This is a genomic window from Maribacter antarcticus DSM 21422, from assembly GCF_000621125.1.
Classification (GTDB): Bacteria; Bacteroidota; Bacteroidia; order Flavobacteriales; family Flavobacteriaceae; genus Maribacter; species Maribacter antarcticus.
Window position 1 is genome coordinate 25,797 of the sequence record NZ_KK211215.1, and the last position, 17,662, is coordinate 43,458.

At 38.8% G+C, this 17,662-nt stretch carries 13 protein-coding genes and 1 tRNA gene; all 14 read left to right on the forward strand.

From position 1 onward, the window contains the following. Positions 1–22: 22 nt before the first annotated feature. The 14 genes from mraY (at position 23) to Q360_RS0121450 (ending at position 17,605) form a co-directional block, all read left to right on the forward strand. Complete coding sequence (gene mraY / locus Q360_RS0121385; RefSeq protein WP_027078898.1) at positions 23–1,243, forward strand: phospho-N-acetylmuramoyl-pentapeptide-transferase; 1,221 nt, start codon at positions 23–25, stop codon at positions 1,241–1,243. Next, entirely contained in the window at positions 1,244–2,578 is a 1,335-nt protein-coding gene (murD, locus tag Q360_RS0121390; RefSeq protein ID WP_027078899.1) for a UDP-N-acetylmuramoyl-L-alanine--D-glutamate ligase, read from the forward strand. Continuing rightward, the gene (locus tag Q360_RS0121395) at positions 2,579–3,781 is read left to right on the forward strand and encodes an FtsW/RodA/SpoVE family cell cycle protein (protein ID WP_027078900.1); all 1,203 of its coding nucleotides are present in this window, start codon (positions 2,579–2,581) and stop codon (positions 3,779–3,781) included. It abuts the gene before it with no gap. Beyond that, a complete protein-coding gene (murG, locus tag Q360_RS0121400; protein WP_027078901.1) occupies positions 3,768–4,859 on the forward strand; it encodes an undecaprenyldiphospho-muramoylpentapeptide beta-N-acetylglucosaminyltransferase in 1,092 nt (363 codons plus the stop codon). Before Q360_RS0121395 ends, murG begins: the two co-directional genes overlap by 14 nt. A 32-nt stretch (positions 4,860–4,891) precedes the next feature. Next, positions 4,892–6,253 carry a UDP-N-acetylmuramate--L-alanine ligase gene (murC, locus tag Q360_RS0121405; protein WP_027078902.1) on the forward strand — a complete coding sequence of 454 codons (1,362 nt, stop codon included), beginning with the start codon at positions 4,892–4,894 and terminating at the stop codon, positions 6,251–6,253. Then, positions 6,234–6,953, forward strand: a complete 720-nt coding sequence (locus Q360_RS0121410) for a cell division protein FtsQ/DivIB (protein WP_027078903.1) — start codon at positions 6,234–6,236, stop codon at positions 6,951–6,953. The genes murC and Q360_RS0121410 overlap by 20 nt, the downstream gene beginning before the upstream one ends. Positions 6,954–6,959: 6 nt before the next feature. Next, positions 6,960–8,288, forward strand: a complete 1,329-nt coding sequence (gene ftsA / locus Q360_RS0121415; protein ID WP_027078904.1) for a cell division protein FtsA — start codon at positions 6,960–6,962, stop codon at positions 8,286–8,288. A gap of 45 nt (positions 8,289–8,333) precedes the next feature. Beyond that, complete coding sequence (gene ftsZ, locus Q360_RS0121420; RefSeq protein ID WP_027078905.1) at positions 8,334–10,241, forward strand: cell division protein FtsZ; 1,908 nt, start codon at positions 8,334–8,336, stop codon at positions 10,239–10,241. A gap of 89 nt (positions 10,242–10,330) precedes the next feature. Further along, the gene (locus Q360_RS0121425) at positions 10,331–10,774 is read left to right on the forward strand and encodes a GatB/YqeY domain-containing protein (protein ID WP_027078906.1); all 444 of its coding nucleotides are present in this window, start codon (positions 10,331–10,333) and stop codon (positions 10,772–10,774) included. 48 nt (positions 10,775–10,822) lie between these two features. Then, a tRNA-Arg gene (locus Q360_RS0121430) sits at positions 10,823–10,896 on the forward strand. Positions 10,897–11,402: 506 nt separating this feature from the next. Continuing rightward, entirely contained in the window at positions 11,403–11,888 is a 486-nt protein-coding gene (locus Q360_RS0121435; protein WP_027078907.1) for a GbsR/MarR family transcriptional regulator, read from the forward strand. A gap of 19 nt (positions 11,889–11,907) precedes the next feature. Further along, positions 11,908–13,029 (forward strand): efflux RND transporter periplasmic adaptor subunit, encoded by a 1,122-nt coding sequence (locus Q360_RS0121440; protein WP_027078908.1) that lies wholly within the window; start codon positions 11,908–11,910, stop codon positions 13,027–13,029. Positions 13,030–13,050: 21 nt separating this feature from the next. Continuing rightward, complete coding sequence (locus Q360_RS0121445) at positions 13,051–16,197, forward strand: efflux RND transporter permease subunit (RefSeq protein WP_027078909.1); 3,147 nt, start codon at positions 13,051–13,053, stop codon at positions 16,195–16,197. A gap of 4 nt (positions 16,198–16,201) precedes the next feature. Beyond that, positions 16,202–17,605 (forward strand): TolC family protein, encoded by a 1,404-nt coding sequence (locus Q360_RS0121450; RefSeq protein WP_027078910.1) that lies wholly within the window; start codon positions 16,202–16,204, stop codon positions 17,603–17,605. The last annotated feature ends 57 nt before the right edge of the window (positions 17,606–17,662 follow it).

The following is a 17,662-nucleotide window of genomic DNA, read 5'->3' on the forward strand; positions in this document are numbered from 1 at the left end:
AATTGGCTTGTAGCGAGAATATATGTTAACCTACCTATTCGAATATTTAGAAAATGAATACCAGTTCCCTGGGGCATCCCTTTTTGGGTTTCTGACTTTTAGGGCGGCTATGGCTATCCTATTTTCCTTGGGTTTGGCTACGATATTCGGTAAGCACATCATTCTTTTTCTTCAAAAAAAGCAGATTGGCGAAACTGTAAGGGATTTGGGACTAGATGGGCAAAAACAAAAAGCTGGAACGCCAACGATGGGCGGTATTATTATCATATTTGCAACACTGATTCCAGTCTTGCTTTTCGCGAAATTACATAATATCTATATCATCCTTCTTATTGTAACTACCCTATGGATGGGGATTATCGGTTTTATAGATGATTATATCAAAGTTTTTAGGAAGAACAAGGACGGACTAAAAGGTAGGTTTAAGATTTTGGGTCAGGTGGTATTAGGATTGGTAGTTGGTGCTACGCTTTATTTTCATCCAGAAGTAACCATGCGCGAGCATACGAAAACAATGATTACTGAGAATTTTACCGTAGAAGAGGTAAAAGGGTCGGATATCAAGTCTACAATGACCACAGTTCCTTTCTTTAAGAATAATGAGCTGGACTATAGCAGTTTTATTTCATGGATGGGCGATGGCTTCGCAGGATATAGCTGGTTAATTTTTATCCCTATCATCATTCTCATCGTTACGGCGGTTTCCAATGGGGCCAACCTTACCGATGGTATAGATGGACTCGCAGCCGGTACTTCGGCCATTATCGTAATTACCCTAGGGATTTTTGCCTGGGTTTCCAGTAATATAATTTTTTCGGAGTATTTGGATATTATGTACATAAAGGGAGTGGAGGAGTTGGTGGTTTTTATAACTGCATTTACAGGTGCTCTCGTAGGGTTTTTATGGTACAATGCATTTCCCGCACAGGTATTTATGGGAGATACTGGAAGTTTGACTATCGGTGGTGTCATTGCCGTAATTGCCATCATTATCCGCAAGGAATTATTGATACCTATTCTATGTGGGATATTCTTTGCGGAGTCTATTTCCGTTATGGTGCAGGTAGGATATTTTAAATATACGAAGAGTAAATATGGAGAAGGGAAGCGTGTTTTTTTAATGGCGCCCTTACATCACCATTATCAGAAAAAAGGATACCATGAAAGTAAAATCGTAACCCGTTTTTGGATTGTAGGAATCCTATTGGCCATTGTGACTATAGTGACTTTAAAATTACGATAAATGGCATTTTTAGTGATTCTTGGGGGCGGAGAAAGTGGCGTGGGTACGGCTATTTTAGGTCAAAAAAAGGGATACGATGTTTTTGTATCCGACAAAGGAAAAATTAAAGAGAAGTACAAGAACGTTCTTTCGCATTATGGAATTGATTGGGAAGAGGGAAACCACTCAGAGGACCGCATACTAGAGGCAACTATCGTAATGAAAAGTCCAGGTATTCCGGATACCGTGCCTTTGGTAAAGCAATTGGTAGCGAAAGGTATACCGGTTATTTCTGAAATTGAGTTTGCATCCAAGTATACTGGTGCCAAGATTATTGGTATAACTGGTAGTAATGGAAAAACGACTACCACGATGCTTACTAATCACCTATTGAAAGGTGGAGACCTAGATGTAGGTATGGCTGGTAATATTGGGGATAGTTTTGCTAAAATGGTCGCTAATACTGATTTTGAGTATTACGTCTTGGAGATAAGTAGTTTTCAGCTAGATGGTATTCAGGAATTTAGGCCAGATATCGCGGTAATCACGAACATTACGCCAGATCATTTAGATCGGTACGATTACCAGTTCGAGAACTATATCGCCTCAAAGTTCAGGATTACAATGAACCAAACGGAGACCGACTATCTCATTTACGATGCGGACGATGAAGTAATCGTTTCCTGGCTCAAAGCCAACCCGGTCAAAGCCAAATTAATGCCATTTTCCTTAACTAAAAAATTTAAGGAAGGAACTTACTTAGAAGATAAAAATATTGTAATAAGAACACTAACGGATAAGATAACGATGACGACAGACGCTTTAGCACTCGAAGGACAACACAACGTAAAGAATACAATGGCAGGGGCTACCATTGCAAAATTGGTAAGTATCCGGAAGGAGACCATAAGAGATTGCATTTCTAATTTTCAGGGAGCACCCCACCGTTTGGAAAAGGTGTTGAAAATAAATCACGTGCAGTACATAAACGATTCTAAGGCAACCAATGTAAATGCCACCTATTTTGCACTAGACAGTGTAAAGACCCAAACAGTTTGGATTGTTGGGGGTGTGGATAAAGGAAACGATTATACGGCCTTGATGTCATTGGTGCGTGAAAAAGTAAAGGCTATTATATGCCTAGGCATGGATAATAGTAAGATTAAGGAAACCTTTGGGAACGTTGTGGATTTAGTGGTAGAAACATATGCCATGGAAGAAGCGGTAAAGGTAGCCTATAAGATTGCCGAACGCGGAGATACGGTTTTGTTGTCTCCGGCATGTGCTAGTTTTGATTTGTTTGAAAATTATGAGGACCGCGGTAATCAGTTTAAGAATTGTGTAAAAAATTTATAAGTGCTAAAACTGTTTAAAAATATTAAAGGAGATAAAGCTATTTGGGCCATTGCGGCTCTATTGGCCTTATTTTCCTTTTTACCGGTCTATAGCGCCAGTAGTAATCTGGTCTATGTGTTAGGTAATGGAACTACTGTTGGTCATCTGGTAAAGCATGCGTTATTATTATTTTTTGGTTTTGGCATTATCTACGGTGTTCATAAAATCCCGACACATTTTTTTAGGGGACTCTCTTTGATTGCCTTACCCATAATTTTGGTTTTGTTGGTTTTTGTATTGGCACAAGGAACAAATAGTGGGGAGACCAATGCCAGTAGGTGGATTCATATACCCTATGTCGGGTTCGGGTTTCAGCCCTCCAATTTGGCGGCAGTAGTACTACTTATTTATGTGGCTAGATATCTTTCTAAGATACGGGATAGTACAGTTACGTTTACCGAAAGTATATTACCCTTATGGCTTCCTGTATTTTTTGTAGTGGTCTTGATTTTACCTGCTAACTTTTCTACCGCAGGTATTATATTTTCCATGGTATTGATGCTATGTTTTTTGGGAGGCTACCCTATAAAGTATTTGATGGGAATAGTAGCGACCGGATTGGTTTGTTTGACCCTATTTGTGGTAACGGCAAAAGCATTTCCAGATTTGTTTCCTAACCGTGTAGATACTTGGATGAGCCGTATAGATAGTTTTACGAGTCCAGAAGATACAGATGCGAATTACCAGATAGAAAGAGCAAAGATTGCTATCGCTACGGGTGGTATTGTAGGTAAGGGTGCTGGAAAGAGTGTGCAGAAAAACTTTTTACCACAGAGTTCTTCGGATTTTATTTATGCCATAATTGTCGAAGAATACGGTCTTGTGGGTGGTTTTGGCCTTGTATTGGTTTACCTGTTTTTACTGTTTCGTATTGTGGTAGTAGCCAATGGTTCTACCTCTATTTTTAGCAAGCTATTGGTTTTAGGTGTGGGACTACCAATTGTATTTCAGGCCTTTATTAATATGGCGGTAGCCGTAGAATTATTTCCGGTAACAGGTCAGAATTTGCCATTGATAAGTAGTGGGGGAACTTCCAGTTGGATGACCTGCTTGGCTATAGGAATTATTTTGAGTGCTAGTAACAAGAGTTTGGTGCAGGATAATGGTGAATCAGCCGATTTTGATGAGAGCAACCCTTTAGAAGTGTTAAGTGGACAATTATAGATTTATTATTTCTGGAGGAGGAACAGGCGGACACATATATCCGGCGATAGCCATAGCGAACGAATTAAAACGAAGGTTTCCAAAGGCTGAATTCCTATTCGTAGGTGCGAAGGATAGAATGGAAATGGAAAAAGTACCCCAAGCGGGGTATAGGATAGAAGGTTTGTGGATTACAGGGGTACAACGGAAACTAAGCTTTAAGAACTTGATGTTTCCATTTAAATTAATAAGTAGTTTGATAAAAGCAGGTAACATAGTAAAACGGGTTAAGCCCCATGCCGTAATCGGTACGGGAGGGTTTGCCAGTGGGCCGCTTTTAAGGATGGCATCAGGTAAGGGTATACCTTGTGTGTTACAGGAGCAGAATTCCTATGCTGGTATTACCAATAAACTACTTAAGGACAGGGTGCAGAAAATCTGTGTGGCTTATGATGGTATGGAACACTTTTTTCCAGCCGATAAAATAGTTAAAACAGGGAACCCGGTTCGTGCTGATTTGGTGTTGCTTACGGTAAATAAGAAAGATGCTTTGGATTTCTTTGAGCTGAACCCAACTAAAAAGACGGTTCTGTTCTTGGGTGGCAGTCTTGGTGCAAGACGTATCAATTCTCTTGTATCTGAAAAGCTAGCTTTTTTTCAGGATCTAGGAGTACAGGTCTTGTGGCAATGCGGAAAAGGTTATATAGAAGAGTATAAAGGACATGCGAACGAAACGGTAAAAGTGCATTCCTATTTGAATGATATGGATAAGGCTTATGTTGCTGCAGATATCATTATTTCTAGGGCGGGTGCTGGTTCGGTATCTGAATTGTGTATCGTAGGAAAACCTACCTTTTTTATTCCATCGCCCAATGTAGCGGAAGATCATCAGACCAAAAATGCCCAATCTCTGGAGAATCAGTCGGCAGCAATTCTGATTAGGGAATCCGATTTAAATGTAGATTTTGAAGCCAGTTTTATAGCGGTTTTTAATTCGGAAGAAAAACAAGAGGAGCTGTCTAGTAATATGAAAGCACTGGCGTTACCAAATGCCACAAAAGATATATGTGACCAGGTGGAGAAATTATTAAAAATATAGCATACCTACTAATAGGTTCTTGAAATTTTAATATGGATTTGAAAAGCATACATAGGGTTTATTTTATTGGTATCGGAGGCATAGGTATGTCTGCGTTAGCGCGATATTTCAGGTTTATAAACCTTCCTGTTGCAGGATATGATAAAACAAAAACCCCGTTGACTAGTGAATTGGTTGAAACAGGAATTTCTATTCATTACGAAGATAACGTGCAATTGATTCCAGCATCATTTCAGAACAAGAAAAGTACCCTAATTGTGTATACGCCTGCCGTGTCTGCATCGCATAGTGAATACCAATACTTTCAGAACAATGGTTTTGTGATAAAAAAGCGTTCCGAAGTACTGGGTCTTATCACTAAAGATTCATTCTGTTTTGCGGTTGCAGGAACGCATGGCAAAACAACGACATCTTGTATTTTGGCACATTTACTAAAAGAAACTGGCACGCCGCTTACAGCATTTTTAGGAGGTATTTCTGAAGATTTTTATAGTAATTTTCTATTGGAAGGAACCGAGTATTCAGTTGTAGAGGCAGATGAGTTTGATCGTTCTTTTTTGCGTCTTACACCTAATGTCGCTTGTATAACCTCTATGGATGCCGATCATTTAGATATATATGGTGATGCGCAAGCATTAACTAATTCCTTCATCGACTTTACAAAACGTATAAAGCCCGGAGGAACTCTTTTTGTTCGCCAAGGTCTTCCGTTGGAAGGCATAACATATGGCATAGAGGACGATTCTGATTATTGTATCCATAGCATAACAATAGAACAAGGCGCCTATGTATTTGATTTGGTAGCGCCTAATATAGCTTTGAAAGGCGTCAGGTTCGCAAAACCGGGTAGGCATAATTTACTTAACGGTTTGGTTGCGTTTGCTATGGCAATAGAAGCTGGGTCCCCACCGGAGCACTTGGCACGTGCATTGGGTACATTTAAGGGTGTGCAGCGTAGATTTTCATATAAGATACATACACCGGCGTTTGTATTTATTGATGATTATGCACATCACCCAACAGAAATAGATGCCGTGTTTGATGCGATTGAAGAAATGCACCCTAATAAAAAGGTATTGGCTGTTTTTCAACCACATCTTTTTACTAGAACTCGGGATTTTGGTAATGAATTTGCGAAAAGCCTTTCCAAATTCGATTCGGTCCTATTGCTCGAAATTTATCCTGCAAGGGAAACACCTATATCTGGAATAGACTCCGACTGGTTGTTAAGAAAAATGACCAATTCCAGTAAAAAGGTAGTAAAAAAGGAAGCTATTCTGGCAGAAATAAAGGCTCAAAATCCTGATTTACTGGTGACTATGGGAGCTGGGGATATAGGTCTGGAAATAGAAAAAATTAAAAATGAACTGACATATGCAAACGAACTGGAGTAACATAAAGTTAATTGCGCTGATTTTAGCAATCATGGGGCTGTACGCGTTTTCCAATCAGCGAAACAGCAGGAGAAATATTGTTAAAATGAAGGTAGAGTTTAGTGGGGACGAGAACCTCTACCTCACGGAAGGAACGGTTAATAAATTGTTAATACAAAATTATGGTGGACTTAAAAATGTACCTAAAGAAAAGATAGCTTTGAATACTGTAGAAAAGGCAATAGAAGCTAATGAAATGGTGAAAAGTGCCCAAGTGTATCTTACTATAGATGGTGAACTTACGTCTAGAATTATTCAACGTAAACCAATCGGTCGCATAGAGGGAAAATCGAAATTCTATCTGGATGACGAAGGAAGGCGTATGCCATTTTCGGCTAATCATTCTGCCAGGGTTCCAATAATCACAGGGAATGTTACCGGTGAAAGCCTGGAGGATGTATATGTTATTTTGGAATTTATCAATGCGGATGGCTTTTTGCGTAAAAACGTAATTGGTATTCATATTGATGAAAAGGACAATTACAAATTGAAATTTAGATTAAACCAATTTGTAGTGAATTTAGGAAATATAGATAGTCTAGCGGAAAAGTTCAGCAATTTCAAAGCGTTTTACGCTAAGGCGAACAAGGATAAAACCTTGGAAGATTTTGCCGTAGTAAGTTTGGAATTCAATAATCAAGTAGTGTGCACTAAAATTTAAAAGGGAATGGAACAAGCTAATTATTCAGTCGGTCTAGACATCGGAACAACGAAGATCGTTGCCATCATTGGTAAAGAAAACGAATATGGAAAGATTGAGATTTTGGGCATTGGAAAGTCTAAAAGTTTGGGCGTTCACCGTGGTGTAGTAAACAATATCACACAAACCATAAAATCGATACAACAGGCTGTTGAAGAGGCCGAAAGTACCTCGGGCCTAAAAATCAGTAACGTAGTAGTGGGCATCGCAGGGCAGCACATCCGAAGTTTACAGCACAGCGATTATATTACCAGAGCAGATTCTGAGGAGGTTATTGGAGATATTGATTTAGACAGGCTCGTAAATCAAGTGCATAAGTTAATTATGCTGCCGGGAGAGGAGATTATTCATGTGCTTCCACAAGAATATAAGGTTGATGGGCAAGCGGAAATTAAGCAGCCTATAGGCATGTATGGTGGGCGTTTAGAGGCTAATTTCCATGTTGTTGTAGGTCAGGTAACCTCCATAAAAAACGTGGGTAGGTGTATTAAAAGTGCAGGCCTTGGACTAGGGAATATTACGTTGGAACCATTGGCGTCATCCGATGCTGTTTTAAGTCAGGAAGAAAAAGAAGCAGGGGTTGCACTAATAGATATAGGAGGAGGTACTACCGATTTAGCCATTTTTAAAGATGGTATTATAAGGCACACCGCGGTCATCCCTTTTGGTGGTGGTATAATCACCGAAGATATCAAGGAAGGCTGTTCTATTATAGAGAAGCAGGCTGAGTTATTAAAAATGAAGTTTGGTTCTGCATGGCCAGGGGAAAACAAAGAGAATGAGATTGTTTCCATACAGGGTCTAAGAGGAAGGGAGCCTAAGGAGATTTCTTTAAAAAACCTCTCAAAAATCATACATGCTAGGGTTGTAGAGATTATTGAGCAGGTGTACGTAGAAATCAAGAACTATGGACATGACGAACAAAAGAAAAAACTAATTGCGGGTATTGTTCTTACTGGTGGGGGAAGCCAGTTAAAGCATTTAAAGCAATTGGTAGAGTACATTACAGGAATGGATACCAGAATAGGATATCCGAATGAGCATTTGGCAGGTGATTCTGACGCCGAGATAGCAAGTCCTTTATATGCCACGGCGGTAGGTCTGTTAATGAATGCGGTGAAGAATCAATCTAAAATGCAGGCCGAGGTTACTTCAGCTCTAGAATCGGATATAGTAACCGATGAAGAAGAACGAGTGGAGGAGCTTCACGTCAACGAAGAAAGAAGAAAGGAACGTAAATCAGTGTTTGATAAATGGTCCGAAAAGTTAAAGGAATTTTTAGATAACGCAGAGTAGAACAACCACAGCATAAAGCATACTATAACCAGTAATAAAAACAATATGAGCAACAGCAGCGAATTTGACAATATCTCTTTTGATCTACCAAAGAATAAAAGCAATGTAATCAAGGTCATTGGCGTAGGAGGAGGTGGTAGTAATGCCATTAATCATATGTTCCAGGCCGGAATTAACGGAGTAGATTTCGTTATCTGTAATACAGATTCACAGGCTTTGGACAACAGTCCCGTTCCGTATAAGATTCAATTGGGGGTTTCGTTAACAGAAGGATTGGGCGCTGGTGCCAACCCCGAAGTTGGGGAGCAAGCTGCCATGGAGAGCATGGAGGACATCAAACAGATGTTAGACAATACAACCAAGATGATATTCATTACTGCGGGTATGGGTGGGGGAACAGGAACTGGTGCTGCTCCTGTTATCGCAAAGTTTGCAAAAGAAATGGATGTGCTCACGGTTGGTATCGTTACCATGCCCTTTAATTTTGAAGGGAAAATGCGTTGTGATCAAGCTCAAAAAGGTATAGAGAAGCTTAGAAATAACGTAGATTCCTTAATCATAATTAACAATAACAAGCTAAGAGAGGTATATGGTAACCTTGGTTTTAAGGCTGGGTTTTCAAAAGCAGACGAAGTTTTGGCCACCGCGGCAAGAGGGATTGCCGAGGTAATAACACATCACTACACACAGAATATAGATTTACGCGATGCTAAAACCGTACTTTCCAATAGTGGTACGGCCATCATGGGCTCCGCAATTGCTTCGGGTTCCGCTAGGGCAAATGAGGCTATTATGAAGGCCTTGGATTCGCCTTTGTTAAACGATAATAAAATCCAGGGGGCTAAAAATGTGTTGTTGCTCATCGTTTCAGGTGCTCAAGAAATTACTATAGATGAAATTGGTGAAATCAATGACCACATTCAAATTGAAGCAGGGCATGGAGCGAACATCATTATGGGTGTTGGTGAAGATGATGGATTAGGCGAAGCCATCGCTGTAACAGTTATCGCAACGGGATTTAATATAGAACAACAGGACGATATTGTAAACACTGAGTCAAAAAAAATAATCCATAATCTGGAGGAGGAGCAGAAAGCGGAAATGGAGCTTATGTCCTCCAATAAAACGGTACATGTTGTTGTAGAGGACAAAGTGGACGATACACCACAAACCCGTTATGAATTGGTTGATCATGGAGATTTCGATTTAATACCTACCACAAATTATATCAAAAATTTTAATGTTTTTTATGAAGAGGTAGTAGCTAAAAATGTTTCGGAGGAAGATTTTGTAATCATAGAATCTTCGGATGCACTGCGCGAGATAGAGGTGGTTCAGGCAGAAGAGTTGAAAGCAGAAGATAAAGAGGACCAATTTGCAATGGGCTTTGAGTTGCCTTTGGTCACCGATGAAGAGGAAAATAAAAATGTTGTCATGTTCGACCTTAATGATGAAGTTAAGGATATGGACGTAAATGATAGCGTTGAAATTATCCCGGTCTTGGAGTATAATAATAAGGGAGAAACGAGATATAGTCTAGATGACTATATGCAACTGGAAAACAAACTTACGGGAGCAAAATCAAAAGCGGAGGAATTTGAACCTAAGATAGTGGAGGATGAGCTGGTTTTTGAAAGAAAAACCCTTGCTCCTAAAACTCCTTTAGCGCGGCCCGATGAGCAAATGGACCCAATGGAAACACCTATAGAGGAATTATTAAAGGAAAGGGCTGATGAAAGAAGGAGGAAATTGAAGGATTTTAATTATAAGTTTAAGAATAGTGTAAACAATATAGACGAATTTGAAAAGCAACCTGCATACAAAAGACAAGGGGTCGATTTAAACGAAAATACTAGAGAGCAAAAGATTTCTAGGACTAGTTTAAGTGATGATAGCAACAATGATATTCAGTTGCGGTCAAATAACTCTTTCTTACACGATAATGTAGACTAGACTTACCTTAAATCATAACTTTTATACCCGAAAAAAGAGTTGTTGACGGGTATATTTTTTATATTCGTACTTTCTTAAAATAGGCTATTATGGGATTGCAACAGCAGGTAACAGATCAAATGAAAACAGCGATGAAGGCAAAGGATACCGTGGCCTTGGAATCGTTGCGCGCCATTAAATCAGAGCTTCTGTTGTCTCAGACAAGTGGGGATGGAATGCTTTCCGAAGATGATGAAGTGAAATTAGTGCAAAAGTTGGTAAAACAACGGAAGGATAGTGCCGCCATATTCAGTGAGCAAGGTAGAGAAGATTTAGCGAAACCTGAATTGGCACAAATTGCAGTTTTAGAACAGTTTTTACCAGAACAGTTAACCGATGCCGAAATAGAAAAAGTAGTCATCCAGACTATAGCGGCAACAGGAGCATCTGGGATGAAAGATATGGGTAAGGTTATGGGCATGGTGTCAAAGGAGTTGGCAGGTCAGGCTGATGGAAAAACTATTTCTAGTATTGTTAAAATTAAATTGTCGTAAAGTAACACTATCGCAAGTAGAAATTCTATTTTTGAATATTTAATAAAAGGCCGCGTGGCGCAACTGAATAGCGCATCAGATTTCGGCTCTGAGGGTTGGGGGTTTGAATCCCTTCGCGGTCACTGCAAGCAAAGAACCATGTCTTTTTAGACATGGTTCTTTGTTTTAGTTAATAATCAAGGTAAAGGCATGAATTGTTTCGAAAAAATAAAGTGATAGGGTACTAGCTAGCGGTATTCTAGTTGTAACATTAGCAGTTATAGAATATACAATCCCTTTGCATCAATCCAAGGGAAAATGCTGTCTGTTTATATTGGATTTTATTACCTAGTGGTCTTAAATTAATATAATTGTAGAACTTCGTCGTTCTTTTTTAAAGGTATATTACAGAAAATAACTACCATGCATCAATATTTTGAAGTAGCAATTTTGGTATTTGAATTCTAGTTTCTGTAGACTCGAAAAAACAGGAAAGACCATAGCTAATGTTCTAATTCTATTACTATTTTTTTAAATAAAAGCAACAACTTATTTTAACGGTTATCGTATTAACATTTATTTAGATTAATTAGTTCCGAACTATACGAACTAACTTTTACTTTTGTATCATAAATGGAATAGGACAAGGATGAATTGTACTTCTAAGGAAAAAAAGGATTTGGTAGAGGAATTGGGGTTATTCGTTCAAGAACGGCATAAACTACCTCCATTGGCAGCGCGGATTTATTCCATTCTCGTTTTGTCTTCTAATGAGGGCTATTCTTTTGAACAGTTGATGGGAATCACCCAATCAAGTAAAAGTTCCGTATCTACGAATTTAAAGTTGCTAATTTCTTTAAAATTTGTGGACTACTATACTAGAACCGGAAATAGGAAACGCTTTTTTCATAGCACTGGCAGCTATGTGAAAAATATGCTGAATGAGCATGTAGATTCCGTTTACAAAGAATTACGAATTGCAAACAAAGTAAATACATTCAATAAAAACTATAATCCTGCAAAATTTAAAGAAAAAGGTTATGTGGGAATCATATTTCAAACCTACTTGGAAACTCAAAAACAAAATTTGGAGGATACTTTAGAAAAGATAGTTGCATTTCAAAATAATAATTAAATAATACCCATCCGTTGCTATGAATAAATTAAGATTTTTATTAGTACTGGTTCCAATATTGTTCCTTCATTCTTGTGGAGAAAACAATTCGGGCGAAAACGCTCAGAATTCAGGCCCAAAGGAATTTCAGGTAATAGAAATCCCAACCAAGGACATTACTGCATTAACTACCTATCCTGCAAGTATTGAGGGTATTATAAACAGCGAAGTGCGTGGGAAAATATCAGGTTACATTACCGACGTCTTAGTTGATGAGGGTCAGAAAGTAAGAAAAGGCGAAACATTATTCAAATTAGAAACGCAATCGCTTTCCCAAGACGCCGCTGCGGCAAAAGCAAACGTGAATGCAGCGCAAGTAGAAGTTGATAAATTGATGCCTTTGGTGGAAAAGGATATCATCAGTAATGTACAATTGGAAACTGCCAGGGCAAAATTACAACAGGCACAGAGTAGTTATAACTCTATAAATGCTAATATTAATTACGGGTCTATAAAAAGCCCAGTGGATGGTTATGTAGGTTCCATACGATTTAGAATGGGTGCATTGATTAGTCCCACAAATCAATTACCATTGACCACCGTTGCCGATATAAGTGAGGTATTCGCTTATTTTTCAATGAACGAAAAGGATTATCTAGATTTCATTCAAGATACGCAAGGCGAAACCATTGCTGATAAGATCAAGAATCTGCCCAAGGTGAAACTCATATTGGCAAATGGCAGAGTTTACAATCAGGAGGGAACAATTGAAACAATTAATTCTCAGGTGGATGAGGCTACAGGTGCTATTACGTTCAGGGCCAAATTTGATAATCCGTCACGACTTTTAACCAATGGAAACAGCGCTAAAATACAAATTCCTAAAACGTATAGTGATATCATTGTTGTTCCTAAGGAAAGCACCTATGAGCGCCAAGGAAATACTTATGTTTATATAGTTGGTAAGGATAGTATGGCCGTATCAACCTCGATTGATATACTTACTGCCGTAGATAATTTGCTTTTGGTAACAGGAGGGTTGAATAAAGGGGATGAAATCGTTGGTATCGGCGTAGATAAAATAAAGGGTGAGACTAAGATTTTTCCAAAATCGGTTCCTTTTGATAGTATCGCCAAACCTATTAAAAAAGTATTTAGATAAATTGGATTTAAACCAAAGAGCATGTTAAAAATATTTATTGAACGTCCGGTATTGTCTACTGTTATATCTATAATTATAGTTATTTTAGGCGTATTGGGTTTGTCTACACTCCCCATTACACAATATCCAGATATTGCACCGCCTACGATAAGTGTGAGCGCTACTTATCCAGGCGCCAATGCGGAAACTATCTTGGAAAGTGTTATTATTCCTTTAGAAGAGCAAATAAATGGGGTTGAGGGCATGACCTATTTAACCTCTACGGCAACCAATAGCGGCACGGCTTCTATCAATGTATTTTTTGACCAAAACGTGAACCCTGATATTGCCGCTGTAAATGTACAGAATAGGGTGGCACGTGCGAATTCCTTATTGCCTCAAGCAGTAATACAAACAGGAGTTACTACGCAAAAACAACAGACTAGTGCCTTAATGTACATGTCTTTTTATAGTAGTAATCCCGATTATGACGATACCTTCATACAGAATTATTTAAAAATCAATGTAATTCCAGAGTTGCAACGGGTAAACGGTGTTGGAGCTGTCAATGTTTTCGGTTCCAAGGACTATGCTATGCGTATTTGGCTTCAACCTGAAAAACTAGCTGCATATGGAATTATACCTACGGATGTTACAGCTGTTTTAAGGGAGCAGAGTTTAGAAGCGGCAGCAGGTTCTCTGGGAGAAAATAATGGGGAAGCATTTAGTTACACTATAAAATATGGAGGTCGTTTTAAAACCGAGGAACAATACAGCAATATTATTGTAAAAGCATTACCAAATGGTCGTTTTCTTAGGTTAAACGATATAGCTGATATAGAATTGGGCGCACAGTCCTATACTGGTAGTTCTATGACCTCGGGCTATCCTGCGGTAAATATGGGAATTTTCCAAACGAAAGGATCTAATGCTAGGGATATCATTTTGGAAATTGAAAGTAAATTGGAAGAAATTAAGAAAGATTTACCTGCCGGTATTGAAATCTTTATTCCGTATAATACCAATAATTTTTTGAATGCTTCGATAGAAAAAGTAGTAACTACTTTAATTGAGGCTTTCTTGCTGGTTTTTTTAGTGGTGTTTATTTTTCTTCAGGATTTTAGATCGACATTGATTCCGGCAATAGCAGTACCTGTTTCGATTATAGGGACATTTTTCTTTCTCAACCTTTTTGGATACTCTATAAACTTGCTAACACTTTTCGCATTGGTTTTGGCCATTGGGATTGTTGTGGATGATGCTATTGTCGTAGTCGAAGCTGTGCATGCTAAATTAGATGAAGGAGCAAAGGATCCGAAGAAGGCTACTGAGACTGCCATGCAGGAAATATCCGGTGCTATTATTTCTATTACCCTAGTAATGGCTGCGGTTTTTATACCTGTTACCTTTGTTCAAGGCCCCACAGGTGTTTTTTACGAACAGTTTGGCGTCACATTAATCGTGGCCATCAGTATCTCTGCAATTAATGCATTAACTTTAAGTCCCGCTTTGTGCGCTTTATTATTAAAACCGCACGAGGAAGAGGATGGTAAAAATAAAGGCTTTGTACAGCGTTTTTTTGATGCTTTCAATGCAGGCTTTAAGGCAACCACCCGAAAGTACACGAATGCGGTTCATTTTCTATATCGAAATAAATGGATGACAGTAGTTATACTTTTATTGGCTTTGGGAGGTATATGGTGGTCTTCTGGAAGTGTTAAAACAGGTTTTGTGCCGGATGAAGATAGAGGAATTATTTTCTTGAACGTAGAGTTGCCCGCAGGCTCTTCCATTGATAGGACACACCAGGTGAACGAAGAGCTATATGCAAAACTAGTTGAGATTCCCGGTGTGCGCGAAGGTTCTATTGTAGAAGGTAGAAGTTTCTTAGGTGGTTCAGGAAGTAACTATGGCCTCGGATTTATTCGTTTAGAAGATTGGGATGAGCGTAGGGCAGATTCATTATCTATTGAAAGTATTACAGCCAAAATGTTTGGGGTTGCCGCTAAGATACCAGAAGCGAATATTATCTTTTTTGCGCCACCGAGTATTCCAGGATTTGGTAGTTCTGCCGGTGTAGAGGTTAATTTACTAGACCGCTCTGGTGGAAGTTTTACAGATTTGGACAAGATGAATCAGGTATTTATGGAAAAACTCTCCAAAAGGCCTGAAATTCAATATGCGCAATCGTCTTTCAATACTAAGTATCCGCAGTATGAGTTAGAGATAAACGTTCCTAGGTCCAAAGAGTTGGGCGTGTCTGTGAGTAGTATTTTTTCCACTTTGCAAGGATATATTGGAAGTATTTTCGCTTCGGATTTTTCTAGATTCGGAAAACAGTACCGTGTGTATGTTCAGGCTTTGCCAGAAGATCGAGCCAATATAGATAACCTAGATCAAATTTTTGTTAGGACAGATGCAGGTGAAATGACCCCGATTACAGAATTCATTTCCCTCACTAGAGTATATGGACCTCAATCGGTTACCCGTTTTAATTTGTTTAATTCCACAAAAGTTACTGCCGCAACCAATCCTGGATATAGTTCTGGGGACGCGATTGCTGCGGTAGAAGAGGTGGCCAAGACCTTACCGGTCAATTATACTACCGCCTATTCCGGTTTAACACGGGAAGAAGTAAATGCAGGAAATCAAACAACAACGATATTTTTACTGTCCTTGGTTTTTATTTACTTTTTATTAGCAGCGCAATATGAAAGTTATCTCATTCCATTTGCAGTACTACTATCTTTACCCTTGGGTGTATTTGGGGCATATTTTACCACCCAAATGGCTGGATTGCAGAATAATATTTACTTTCAAATTGCACTTATTATGTTAGTGGGATTATTAGCGAAGAATGCCATTTTAATTGTAGAATTTGCAATTCAAAGAAGGCGGGAAGGAAATAGTATTCTAGATGCCGCAATTCAAGGAGCCGAATCTAGGCTTAGACCTATTTTAATGACTTCTTTTGCGTTTATTTTAGGATTAATGCCTTTAGTGCTTGCAAGTGGCGTTGGTGCCGCAGGTAATAGATCTATTGGTACGGGAGCTGTTGGAGGCCTTTTGATAGGTACTGTAACTGGTGTTTTTGTAATACCGATACTATTCATTTTCTTCCAATGGTTACAAGAAAAGATAAGCGGATCACCGGATTTGGAAAAATTAGAAACTGATCAAGAGTCGTAATAGTATGAAATTATCAAAATATATAAAGATTATTGTGGTTGTGGTCCTTCCAATGTTATTGGTCTCCTGTTTTTCTGCAAAAACGTATGAACGCCCAGAGAATGAATTGCTCAAAGCAAATTATTTCAGGACAGATTCTTTACAAAAAGATAGCGTTTCCATGGCTTTGGTATCTTGGAGAACACTATTTACGGATTCTATATTACAGAATTACATAGCTGAAGGGCTTCAAAATAATATCGATATAAGAAAAGCCATTCAACAGATATTAATTTCCGAAGCATTTTTAAAACAGGGCAAGGCAGGCTATCTACCTGCGTTGGACCTTATCGCTCAATATGCGCACAGCGAACTTTCTTCTAATAGTCAATTTGGAGCCCAGTTCAATAGGCTAGATCAATATCAAATTAGCGGGGGTTTATCTTGGGAGGCAGATATATGGGGGAAAATACGAAGCAACAAGCGTGCTTTTGAAGCTACGTATCTACAATCCGTTGCAGCGCATAAAGCTGTGAAAAGTACATTGGTGGCGAATATCGCATCGCGCTATTATCAGCTTTTATCCCTTGATGAACAGATTCAGATTACCGAGCTTACTATCGCTACCCGTAAAAGTGGACTGGAAACGACCAAAGCCCTAAAGGAAGCAGGAAATGTTACCGAAGTTGCGGTAAAACAGACAGAAGCACAAGTACATACTGCCGAAGCGATTTTAATCGATTTAAAAAATTCTGCTCGTCTTCTTGAAAACTCCTTGTCCATCTTATTGGGCGGTGAGCCTGGTGAGCTTAATAGAAGCAGGCTAGAGGAGCAACGGATAACAACCCCGCTTAAGTCTGGAATTCCATACGAATTATTAGCTAATAGGCCAGATGTGATAGCTGCCGAGTATGCCCTCATAAACTCCTTTGAGCTGACCAATGTAGCGAGAAGTGATTTTTATCCTGCATTAACATTGACCGCTACTGGAGGATTACAGAGTTTACAGTTTGATAAATTATTTGACACCAGTTCCTTATTTGCTACTGTAGTGAGTGGTTTAATACAGCCAATTTTTAATAGAAGGACTATACGAACCCGATACGAAGTAACACAAGCACGTCAGGAACAAACAAAATTGGATTTTAAGCTTGCTTTGTTAACCGCTTCAAAAGAAGTTTCGGATGCCTTGTATACCTATGATGCGGCCTTTGAAAAGATAAAAATCAAGGAAAAGGAATATAAAGCGTATACCTTGGCAAGAGAATATTCACAAGAATTATTGGACAATGGTTTAGCCAATTATCTGGAGGTCTTGAATGCCAGAGAGAATACTTTGAACACTAATTTAGACCTTATTAACACGAAAAATGCTAAACTTCAAGCAATCGTAGATTTGTATCAAGCCCTAGGTGGCGGCTGGCAATAGGTCATCAAGACTAACCTTTTAATACAATAGGTATTTAAGGTATCTCTACTAAAAAGC

What these genes read in the sequence shown, in the direction of transcription:
- Q360_RS0121440 (WP_027078908.1), top strand. Translation starts at nt 11,908, where the DNA reads ATGAATAAATTAAGATTTTTATTAGTACTGGTTCCAATATTGTTCCTT.
- Q360_RS0121425 (WP_027078906.1), top strand. Translation starts at nt 10,331, where the DNA reads ATGGGATTGCAACAGCAGGTAACAGATCAAATGAAAACAGCGATGAAG.
- mraY (WP_027078898.1), top strand. Translation starts at nt 23, where the DNA reads ATGTTAACCTACCTATTCGAATATTTAGAAAATGAATACCAGTTCCCT.
- murD (WP_027078899.1), top strand. Translation starts at nt 1,244, where the DNA reads ATGGCATTTTTAGTGATTCTTGGGGGCGGAGAAAGTGGCGTGGGTACG.
- ftsA (WP_027078904.1), top strand. Translation starts at nt 6,960, where the DNA reads ATGGAACAAGCTAATTATTCAGTCGGTCTAGACATCGGAACAACGAAG.
- Q360_RS0121435 (WP_027078907.1), top strand. Translation starts at nt 11,403, where the DNA reads ATGAATTGTACTTCTAAGGAAAAAAAGGATTTGGTAGAGGAATTGGGG.
- ftsZ (WP_027078905.1), top strand. Translation starts at nt 8,334, where the DNA reads ATGAGCAACAGCAGCGAATTTGACAATATCTCTTTTGATCTACCAAAG.
- Q360_RS0121450 (WP_027078910.1), top strand. Translation starts at nt 16,202, where the DNA reads ATGAAATTATCAAAATATATAAAGATTATTGTGGTTGTGGTCCTTCCA.
- murC (WP_027078902.1), top strand. Translation starts at nt 4,892, where the DNA reads ATGGATTTGAAAAGCATACATAGGGTTTATTTTATTGGTATCGGAGGC.
- Q360_RS0121445 (WP_027078909.1), top strand. Translation starts at nt 13,051, where the DNA reads ATGTTAAAAATATTTATTGAACGTCCGGTATTGTCTACTGTTATATCT.
- Q360_RS0121410 (WP_027078903.1), top strand. Translation starts at nt 6,234, where the DNA reads ATGCAAACGAACTGGAGTAACATAAAGTTAATTGCGCTGATTTTAGCA.